Origin of the sequence: Marinobacter persicus (assembly GCF_002934325.1) — a bacterium.
Lineage (GTDB): Bacteria > Pseudomonadota > Gammaproteobacteria > Pseudomonadales > Oleiphilaceae > Marinobacter > Marinobacter persicus_A.
This window is the reverse complement of sequence record NZ_PTIV01000024.1, coordinates 56,576-66,801: the sequence shown is the minus strand read 5'-3', so window position 1 is coordinate 66,801 and position 10,226 is coordinate 56,576. Positions and strand designations below refer to the sequence as shown.

General features: G+C 53.1%; 7 protein-coding genes. 4 read left to right on the top strand and 3 right to left on the bottom strand.

What is annotated here, in order from left to right:
* Positions 1 to 262: 262 nt before the first annotated feature.
* Together BY454_RS12540 and BY454_RS12535 are read right to left on the bottom strand one after the other, a co-directional pair.
* The gene (locus BY454_RS12540) at positions 263 to 2,425 is read right to left on the bottom strand and encodes a peptidase domain-containing ABC transporter (protein ID WP_104416813.1); all 2,163 of its coding nucleotides are present in this window, start codon (positions 2,423 to 2,425) and stop codon (positions 263 to 265) included.
* 177 nt (positions 2,426 to 2,602) lie between these two features.
* Positions 2,603 to 3,565, bottom strand: a complete 963-nt coding sequence (locus BY454_RS12535) for an IS30 family transposase (RefSeq protein ID WP_104416812.1) — start codon at positions 3,563 to 3,565, stop codon at positions 2,603 to 2,605.
* A 438-nt stretch (positions 3,566 to 4,003) separates the two neighbouring features.
* On the opposite strand from BY454_RS12535, the gene BY454_RS12530 reads away from it, so the two are divergent.
* Together BY454_RS12530 and BY454_RS12525 are read left to right on the top strand one after the other, a co-directional pair.
* Entirely contained in the window at positions 4,004 to 5,818 is a 1,815-nt protein-coding gene (locus BY454_RS12530; protein ID WP_104416811.1) for a sensor histidine kinase, read from the top strand.
* Between the two features lie 32 nt (positions 5,819 to 5,850).
* Positions 5,851 to 6,570, top strand: coding sequence for a response regulator transcription factor (locus BY454_RS12525; RefSeq protein WP_219820633.1), 720 nt, complete (start codon positions 5,851 to 5,853; stop codon positions 6,568 to 6,570).
* A 132-nt stretch (positions 6,571 to 6,702) separates the two neighbouring features.
* Here BY454_RS12525 and BY454_RS12520 read toward each other — a convergent pair whose 3' ends face one another.
* Positions 6,703 to 7,524 carry an alpha/beta fold hydrolase gene (locus tag BY454_RS12520; RefSeq protein WP_146082711.1) on the bottom strand — a complete coding sequence of 274 codons (822 nt, stop codon included), beginning with the start codon at positions 7,522 to 7,524 and terminating at the stop codon, positions 6,703 to 6,705.
* Positions 7,525 to 7,729: 205 nt separating this feature from the next.
* Between BY454_RS12520 and BY454_RS12515 the strand changes: the two genes are divergently transcribed.
* Both BY454_RS12515 and BY454_RS12510 read left to right on the top strand, forming a co-directional pair.
* On the top strand, positions 7,730 to 8,182 hold the full coding sequence (locus tag BY454_RS12515; protein WP_104416808.1) for a hypothetical protein: 453 nt from the start codon (positions 7,730 to 7,732) through the stop codon (positions 8,180 to 8,182).
* 6 nt (positions 8,183 to 8,188) lie between these two features.
* Entirely contained in the window at positions 8,189 to 10,192 is a 2,004-nt protein-coding gene (locus tag BY454_RS12510) for an autotransporter family protein (RefSeq protein ID WP_146082710.1), read from the top strand.
* The last annotated feature ends 34 nt before the right edge of the window (positions 10,193 to 10,226 follow it).

Below are 10,226 nucleotides of genomic sequence, written 5' to 3'. Positions count from 1 at the left end.
AAACATACAAATAACAGGGAAATAACGTCTGAAATTTGAGATTTTTGCTGCTTTGAAACAACATCGGCAAAAATCACCGGTTATTCAGACCTTCCCTAGGAACTTCCGCCACCCATACATAAAACTTAGGTATCACCACGAGTAAAACCATTATTGGTAAAAACAGCCAAATCCGCGCCCCCTTCACCAAACCTAAAACTTTTTTCAACGTCACTCAGCTCACCAAAACCCAAAAAATTGAGAAAAACACCCTATAATATATTTAAACATCCGCCCAAAAATCACACTCACTCATAACCAAACGTTCCTTCACTATCAAATTACGGGGAACTTTATGAGCTATAAAAATAATCATCACACTTCCATTTATTTTATTAACTGTTCCAGCAAACTCTTCCGCTGAATTGTCGTCCAAATTGGAAGTAGCCTCGTCAAAGATGAGAATCTCTGGTTTTTTCAACAATGCCCGAGCAATAGCTATCCTCTGCTTCTGACCACCTGAAAGCCCAACACCATTTTCTCCCAGAGATGTCTGATACCCATCGGGCAACTGCTCAATCACATCATGAATACCCGCCCAACGACAGGCCGATACAATCTCTTCAAAACTGGCCAGGGGATTGGCCATTTGCACATTCTCGTACACAGACCCTGAGAAAAGCCTGGTCTCCTGGGGAACCACACCAATTTTTGATCGCAGTTCGTTAGCGGAAAAATGCCGGATATCTCGTCCGCCCAATAAGATGCGACCACTGGACGGGCGATAGAACCCAAGGATGAGCTTAGCCAACGTGCTCTTGCCCGAGCCCGATGGCCCCATCACCAATGTCGTCTTTCCAGGGGTGAAGGAGTAGGAAAGGTCTTGAAATAGCCAGGGATGATCCTCGCTGTACCGGAACCCAACATTTTCCAATTCAATTTTGGGTTTGTCACCCTTCGCCCTATTTGGCTTCAGTGCATAGGGTTCGGTGGGCACGTTCATTAAATCACCCAGCCGCTTCACTGCCAGGTTTGCCTGCTGGAATTCCTGATATAAGCCAACCAACCTGAGCAGTGGTTGCGAAAGCCGGCTGGAGAACATCTGGAAAGCCACGAGCATGCCGATGGTAAAACCGTCGTTCTGCATAACCAGAAGTGCGCCAACCACCAAAATAGCAAGCGTTTGAAGTTGTTCGAGGAACTGGGACAGGGTGTTGTACGTATTTGACAGTTGTCTTGTGGAAAACGTGGAGTGCAGATAGTCCGCCAGGAAATTACCGTAGCGCTGCTCTAATTGAGGCTCCAGTTGCAAGGATTTCACCGTCTCCATGCCGCCCACGTACTCAGTGACGTAAGCCTGGTTACGCGCTCCTAAAAGAAACTGCTTATTCAACCTGTCTCGCAGGGTCGGTGTGACAGCGAGACTGAGCAAAGCCAGGAGCGCTAACAGCCCCACCGCGATAAGAGAAAGTTGCCAACTGTACCAGAACATCACTGCCAGTAATACAAGCATGAAGGGCACGTCCAGCATTAGCGATACGGCCGCTCCCGAAACAAATTCCCGAATTGTCTCCACCCCCTGAATACGGGCCACCAGCGTGCCTGTGGGACGATTGGCGAAGTAAGGCATCGGTAGTTTGAGAAGATGGGAGAAGACCCGATGGCCTAATACTGCGTCGATTCGATTGCCGGTATGAATGACCAGATACTGCCTGACCCAAGTAAATGCAGCGGAGAAGATAATGGCCAATACCATCCCGGCCCCGATTGCGATCAGAGTGCTCTGGGTCTGATGCACGACCACCTTGTCGATAATCACTTGTGTAAACAGGGGTGTGGCTAGCCCAACTAGCTGCAAAAGAAGAGAAGCTACGAGGATATCTCGCCAGACTCGTTTATGTTTCAGAAGTTCAGGTATAAACCACCGGAACCCGAACTCCTTCTCCTTTGACGCCCTTTTACCATCCTCATCTTTCAGTTCTTCCGCGCCGGGCGCAATCAAGCACAATTCTGGCTCTATCAATCCATCCAACTCAGAGGGCTGAACCGTGTGCATCGTTTCAGAGTCAGGTCTGAAATAGTGAACTCCGTCTTCATCAATGGCAGAAATAAGAATTGGTAACTGAAGGCTAACTTCAACGACACCCTCGCCCCCTGGTTGCGTCGATGAGTCTTCCGGGCAGCCTGGGTTTTCGGGATCTTGTAGGTAGGCAATGCAGGGCAGGTTAATTTCGGCGAAATCCGAAACCTGATCGAGAGGGCAGACACCATGCCTCAGCCCCAATTCGCTAAGTGCACGGAACAAATCCGTTACACTATAAGAGCCGCTGGCAGGAGGATGCTGCTGAAGAAACAACCTGGAATCGAAAGGAATACGGTGAAAGCGGCAGAGGCTGCCTGCCAACCAGACGGCGTGGCTTTCCTTTAGAGTTGTTACAACATCCATTTAATTGACGCCTTCGTCCCTTTGGTGGGGCGACATTTCTGATTAACCGCCCGGAACCAATCCATTAGTTCAGCTTCTACTCGTACTCTACTTGCCCAATGCTGGGCAAGAGGAAATTTACGTTCTTTTGATGGTGGTCAAATCGTGGATTCAACCAATAACCGCAGCACCGCTCATTCATAGTGCCCCGGAATATTCACCCCAGAACACCTCCGCCGGTGTCCGGTAGCCCAGTCGTTTCCTGGGCCGATTGTTCAATTGCTCAACCACTCGGTTGATGTGTGTCTGAGACAGCTTCGCGAAGTTCGTCCCTTTCGGGTAGTACTGGCGCAGCAAGCCGTTCGTGTTCTCGTTCGTGCCCCGCTGGCCCGAGCAGTATGGGTCACAAAAATAGGCGGCCAGATCCAATTCTTTAGCCACGTGTTCGTGTTCCGCAAACTCGCTGCCGTTGTCCAGTGTCAGCGTTTTCGCAGCACCTCGGATTGGCTTCAAAAGCCTGATCACAGTGCGCGTTGTCTGGTTGGCCGTAAACCGCTTCAGGCGGCCTGCGAGCAGGTAACCGCTGCGACGCTCCACCAGTGTCACCAGGCCGGATTGCTTGTGACCCTGAAGCACGGTGTCGCCTTCCCAGTGGCCAAGCGTGGCACGACGTTCAATCTCGTTGGGACGGCACTCAATACCGACCCGATTCGGGATTTTACCGAGGCCTGCCTCCTTCGCTCTGCGTTTGCGACCACGGTTATTCCGGTGCCGGCAGCAGCGCCAAAGGCGACCACCCAGGAGACGATCACGATGGATCAAGTCATAGACCCACTGGTGGCTGACTTGCACTGGAATGTTCATGCGGAGCATAAAGCCTGCAATCTGCTCAGGGCTCCAATGTTCCTTCAGCCGTTCAGAGACCCAGTCCGTCAGCCACTGTACTCGTTTGTGGCGCTTGAAGGCGGTTCTACGCCGGGTGTTCGCCTGACGCTGCGCCATCTCTGGTTCATAGCCATAAACGCTGTTACGCCGCAACTCGCGGCTGATCGTGCTGTTGTGGCAGCCCAGCATTGCAGCGATCTGTCGTTGGCTTTTGCCGGCCACACGCAGGGCCGAAATCTGGTATCGTTGTGTCTGGGTCAGTTGTCGGTACTTCATCACTGCTTCACTTTGGTCGGTAAAGCCCGTGAGGGTACCGGCGACGGCCCTCCCGCCTCTACCTGGTTACGCCAAAGTGCTGCAGTTATTATCTGAATTCACGATAACAAGGTGGGCGATCAAACCTCATCCAGGCTAACACGTCCAGTTTTGAGCTAGTTGAAGCCCAACATAAGGGACCCTCTCCTATGTTGGGAGCCCGCAATGTAACTACGCAGGCAAACGACATTCACGTACAATTGCGACACCAGAAACCCGGCAGGCTGACAGCCTAGCCGTCACAGCCATCGAAGCTTCCGGCCCAAACGCCAACAAAGGAGTGTCTGCGTGCAGGCAATATTACCAGTGCAAACACGCAGGCCAATAAAGGGATGGCTCCTGTTTTTCCTTGTTCTTTTCCTGCCAACTCATAGCACGGCAGCAGATACCAAGCCCCGAATGCTGGGCCCTGACATTCCTTACAGCGTTATTAAAGACACTCATAGCCGCCTGACTGTGGAACAAGCTGCCCAAGCACTTGAGAGCACACCAGCCACAGAAACCACTACGCTCTCACAGGGCTATGTACCGGACACCTTCTGGCTCAAATTTGAACTCCCGCCGGCTCTTTTTGACGGCCAGGCACGTTGGCTTGAACTGGGCCCCAATTTTATCGACGACATCCGCCTTTACTATCGCCCAAAGGGTTCCACGCAATCCTGGACGCTGAAACAAACCGGCGATTTACGGCTTGGCCAATCGGATATTGATTACCGGAATCCGGTATTCATCGTTCCGCCACCGGAGCACCAGAACGGTTACGAAGCGATCATCAGGGTCCAAAGCAGCAGCACAACCATACTGCAGGCCACCCTGTGGCAACCCGACAAATTCCTGAACCATGCCACAGCAACCACATCGTTCTGGAGTTTCTACTTCGGTCTGGTCACCATCTCCAGCATACTGGCTATCATACTAGCCGTGGTTCTTGGCGGCCGCCTGCTCTGGTCAGTCGCAGCCTTCTCGGTGACGTACGTATTTGTTGCCAGCATACAGGGTTACATCAACTGGTTAATGCCCAGCTTGGGCGTGCCTCTACAGCATTACCTGACCAGTGCGCTGACCCTGACCTCCTACGTGCTCCTGCTCTGGCTGTGCGTTGAGACCGTCGACATGAAACGCCACCTACCCTGGGCGTATCGAATCACGATGACGATTGGCGCCATAACCCTCTTGCTCATGGTATTGATCCCACTGGATCTGTATGGACTGGCTGTAAAAATCCAGGCGCTCTTTTACCTGCCCACCTCACTCATCTTTATCGGGTCGGTATTTTACGTCTGGCACCTGGACCGCTACCGACCTTCAACCCTCTTGCTGGGTTTGAGTCCACTCACCTGCATCACAGGCAGCTTGCTCGGGCTGTTTTCCGCCTTTGGCTGGATACCGTTCAAAACCGAAATCTACGTTATCTGGCAGTACGCATTACTGGTGAATATGCTGCTGGTGATGTCGATCGCGGTGTACCGAGTCCGGGAGAAAAAACTGGAGGAACTGGAAAAACACCAGCTTGCCAGCGAACTCAAAGCCGAGCGGGACGCCAGCTTCCACCAACGCCAGTTTATGGGCATGGTGTCCCATGAATTCCGCACCCCGCTGGCAGTCATTTCAGGCAGCCTCGAGAACCTGCGGTATCTGGAGTCGGACAATCAGGACCGAACCCCACGCTACAACAAGATTCAAAGAGCGACAGACCGACTGGTACAACTCACTGACAATTGCCTCGCCGATGCGCGGTTGGCAGCGGACAACCTGTACCTGGATCCGCAGCCCGCCAACCTGTTCGAAGTGATTGAGTCGGCGGCAGCCCTGGTAGAGCTTACCGATACTCACAAGCTCATACTAAGCACTGAGGGGCAGCCGTCCGATCAGTTTCCGGACTCGCAATGCACCGCTATAATCGATACCGCCCTGATGCGGATTGCCTTTTCCAACGTCATCGATAATGCCGTCAAACACTCGGCGGGTGGAACCATCCAGGTGGACTGCAGCAGGCGCGATGGCCGAATTGCTGTCAGCATTTGCGACCAGGGCCCGGGAATCGATGAAGAAAACGCCGAACAGATTTTCGAACGCTATCGCCGTGGCACACATAGCAATCGGGGTGCGGGTCTCGGCCTGTATGTAGCACGGCAGATTGCCCGCGCCCACGAGGGTGATCTGAAACTACTCAGCAGTTCGTCGGAAGGCAGCTGTTTTGCCTTTTTTCTTTGAAACAGGGAACGTAAAAAAGGGTGCATGAATCAATGATGTCCCAACAGCCCACCGTCGCAATCATTGAAGACAACGATGACCTCCGGGAGGAGCTGACATTTTTTCTCCAACACCGGGGCCATACCGTTTGGGGGGCAGACAGTGCAGAAAGCTTCTGGAAAAGGCTTCACCGAAACCCCGCCGACATTGTGCTGGTTGATCTGGGATTGCCCGGCGAAGATGGTTTTGAGGTGATCGAATACCTCACTGGTGTGGGCAAATTCGGAGTGATCATAGTCACTGCTCGCGGCCAGCAGCCCGACCGGATACGCGGGCTCAACCTTGGCGCGGACCTGTACCTCGTTAAACCGGTTAACTTCTCTGAGCTGGCGTCGGCAATACAGGCCCTTTGGCAACGGATACAGCATGAAAGAGACGACACCGGAATAGCACACTACTCAGAAAACGCTGGTAGCGACCACTGGCGCCTGCTTGCCAGCCGGCAATGTCTCACCACACCAGGCGGCGAGACCATGCAACTATCCCCCCAGGAATACGAGCTACTCAGAATACTTGGCCGGTCTGCCAGCGAAGTCTTCTCCAAAGAAGCCTTACTGGACCTGATGTTCAAGTACGATGAAAACCCAGACCCCCACCGCATTGACGTCATCCTCAGCCGTCTGCGCAAAAAAGCCCGCCAACACAACATCAGCCTGCCGCTACGCTCAATATTCGGCAAGGGCCTGGTTTTTGTGGACCCGATCAAAGAATAAATTCCAGAAATAGGCTGGATGCCGAGAGGTTTGTGAGTTTTGTGACTGACATCTCTCCAAAACATCACGCACATTACCCTCCAAAAGAGCTGCAGGCGTGGGACTGGACCGGGCCCGAAGAGTCGCGCCCGTTCATGGTCGTCCCAATGCCTTCCTGATCGGACTGATCAACGCAGGCCAGGAACTCTCCCAACAACACCGGTGGTCATAACCGGGCTTTGTTATGAGATTGACCAGAGTAGCGTCGGGAAGTTGCCTAACGTAAGCATTCGCCACCTCTGGCGGCACAATCGCATCGCTGGCGCCAGTAAAGTGCCACTGCGGCGTATTTACAAGGTCCATGGCACGGTCTGTAGGATTCAGGGATCCGCTGAGGGGAGATATTTCGTGAAAACTGGTCCAGAACTCGTGATCAAGGTTGCCCGCGACGGTAACCAACCCAATCACGTCGTCACGCTCGGCCGCCAGAAGGGTGGCCACAGCGCCCCCGCCCGAGTACCCCACCAACAACAGGTTGGCCGCGTTATAACGCTCTTTAAGCGCATCCAGCGCCGCGCCGGTAGCTGCAATGATTTCTGGGGAGAATCGCTTCTCCAGCCAGTATTCAGGTCCACAAGCAGAACTCGTCACATATTGGCAAGGCCGCGCGAGGTACACCACTTTCGGGTCCGCATCGGCCAACGCCAACTGCAAGGCCATGGGCCGAACCGGAGTCGGATCAGTCGATGGGCGAGAGCGGGTAACCCATGCCAGGCCATCGCCTTCAAGATAAACCGTCAGAGTGGAGGCTTCGGCAACAGGCTCCGGACCATAAGCCCTGAGCAAGAAGTGACCCGCATCGAGGGTCATCCGGTGCCATTGATGGGCACGAACCAGCTCCTCGGCAGTGAGAGTTCGTTGAGCGTTGCTGGGCAGCTGCGTACAGCTGGTCACTGCCCCAATAAGAATGAGCAAAACACAAACCCTTACTGGCCATCTTCTAATCACTTTTGCCTGCGCCCCATTTAGCCAATTTTTGCAGCGGTAATTTACCGCATCCAATTAAAACTTGCGCTCATACGCATGCACCGGATTTAAAAAGTCAGGATCGATAAAACCAAATCACCCAGCATGAATACCAGAACCTTAAAATATTAATACCAATAAAACGGAACTAAAAATGCCAACTAAACCTACTCACACCTATTTTCGATTGAGCGCCCTCTCTATCGCAATTACCTCCATTCTTGGCGCAGGCTCCGCCAACGTATCAGCGGCATGCCAAAAAGACATGACCGCTGGCGAAACATATACAGCCACCGCTGATTGCGCAGGAAACGATTTCGCCGTACGGATTAATAATGTCGCGGCAGACACCCTCACTGTCGACAACAATGTGACACTGGCCGGAAATGGCCTTACTGGCCAGGCAGATTACGGGGCAGTAGCCTTCGGCACAGCTGGTTCTGGCGCCCCTTTACCGGAGTACGACTCATCCTTGATAAGCCTGATCAACAACGGTGACATTCTGGGATACGATGATTCAGTGACCTCTCCCATGGTGGCTGGCAACGGCATTCTGATGCACTCAAACGCATCCTCTATTCCAACAAATATTAGGGAAATTAGGTGATCAAGCATGGGCAAAGTACGAGTTAACACAGCGGATGTGAAAAGGGCTTTTCAACAGAAGGCTCTGGTCACGGCGATATCCATGGTATGTGCAGTGCCGGCATGGGCAGCACCGATTGCATTGACCGGTGATTACATCAGAATCGGGACAAATGATTATGGCACCCTTGGTTCAGGGGATGCTGCCTCACCTGGCATCCTGTATGACAATACGGGCAGCGGCAATTTCAACACTTCCTACGATTATTTGACTCCCGGCACTGCGTTTGAAGGCTTTACCGTCAAGGCAACTTCTGGCGGCACGACGTATTCTGTGAGCAGCAACAACGCCAGCTCGTATACCAGGTTAACCGGGTCTCTCTCCGATGCATCAAGTGGTTCCTATCAAGGCGTCTCCTGGTCAGGGTCCTATTCAGATGGCGGGACCAAACTTTTTGATATTGTGAACACAGTCGGCTTCAACGAGTCGGATAAGCGGGTCAAACTTACGACCACGATCAAAGCAGCAGAAAGCCTGACGGACGTCTACTTTGCCCGCTATATGGATCCAGATGCTCGGGCAGCCTCGGGTGATAGCAGTTCTACGAATAACATTCGGGGGAACGGCGACGTTTCGGCGAAGAATCTGGTTTATGCTGAAGCGCTGGCCAGTAAATACGTGATTGGGCTGTATTCGGCCGCTGAATCAAGCGTCAATACAGGTATTACTGCCCTACCTTGGAGTACGGATCCGGAGGATTACTATGCTGGAGCCGATGCAGGTAATGGTGATAACGCGATAGGTATCGCGTATTACAGCCCGACAATTAACGCTGACGGCTCAATTACTTATACCTACTATTATATTTTTGGTTCTGATATCGCCGCAGCCGTTGCTGATAACGTATCTGGGTTCAGTGTTCTTGAATCCACACAGGCATTGAAGAACTCGCCGGCCTTTTCTGGCGCTCGAGTTATCGATGAGACACCAGAGCTCCTTCAATTGTTCACCGCTGCCAACTTGAGCTCAACTCAGCAGGTCTCCGAAGCGGCTTCTCAAACACTCCCTCTGCTGACGGGGGGCGGTTTTATGGCAGCTCGGAGCGCCCTTTATGGTATCAACGGGGCGGTGAAAGCCCGCCAACGTGTTGTTCTGGGTCGATCCACTGGCACCGGCCTTAATTCCGGTGATGCCTTGCTCCAGGATAAATATTTCTGGATCAAGCCCTTTGGTACCCGCACCGAGCAGGATGACCGTAATGGTGTTTCCGGTTACGACGCTGACACCGGCGGCCTGGTCCTTGGCCTTGACGGCTCATTTGGGCAGCAGACCCGGGTTGGTGTTGCTTTTGCCTATGCCAATACGCGCGTGGACGGCAACTCAAATACGTCTCCCCATAAACTGGATGTCGATAGCTACCAGTTAATCGGTTACGGCTCCCATAATCTGGGTAATGACACGGACGTGACCTTCCAGGTCGACTTTGGCCAGAACCGCAACGAGGGTGAGCGCACCATCCAGTTCAACAGTACCAAGGCGGATGCCGATTACGACAGCTACACCGCGCATCTGGGGCTTGGGCTTTCCCGCAGCTATGACCTGAATAGCGCCAATCGCGCGACAGCGGGCCTGAAGACAGACTATACCTGGATTCGCGATGAGTCCTATCGTGAAACCGGGGCGGGGCTGCTTAACCTGGATGTCGACAGCAACACCACCGAAGCCCTGGTAGTGGGTGTGGAAGGGCAGTTGTCCCATTCTATCAGCCAGTCAACCGAGCTTGGAGTGAACCTGGGCCTGGGCTACGACGTGCTGAATGAACAGGCCAGCATTACATCGAGCTACGCTGGCGCTCCCAGTGCCCAGTTCACAACAGACGGGATTGACCCCAACCCCTGGATTGCCACCGGTGGTTTTGGACTGACCCATGTTCTTGAGGCTGGTGCGGAACTGAGTGCCAGTTATGACGCGGAGTATCGTTCTGACTATCTGAGCCAGAGTGTGTCCCTGAAGTTACGCTGGGCTTTCTGATCGTCGAGCTGTTAAAAAGTAAAAAAGCCAGGGA

Coding starts and splice junctions, on each gene's coding strand:
- BY454_RS12540 (WP_104416813.1), bottom strand. CDS start 2,425: ATGGATGTTGTAACAACTCTAAAGGAAAGCCACGCCGTCTGGTTGGCA.
- BY454_RS12535 (WP_104416812.1), bottom strand. CDS start 3,565: ATGAAGTACCGACAACTGACCCAGACACAACGATACCAGATTTCGGCC.
- BY454_RS12530 (WP_104416811.1), top strand. CDS start 4,004: ATGCTGGGCCCTGACATTCCTTACAGCGTTATTAAAGACACTCATAGC.
- BY454_RS12525 (WP_219820633.1), top strand. CDS start 5,851: ATGATGTCCCAACAGCCCACCGTCGCAATCATTGAAGACAACGATGAC.
- BY454_RS12515 (WP_104416808.1), top strand. CDS start 7,730: ATGCCAACTAAACCTACTCACACCTATTTTCGATTGAGCGCCCTCTCT.
- BY454_RS12510 (WP_146082710.1), top strand. CDS start 8,189: ATGGGCAAAGTACGAGTTAACACAGCGGATGTGAAAAGGGCTTTTCAA.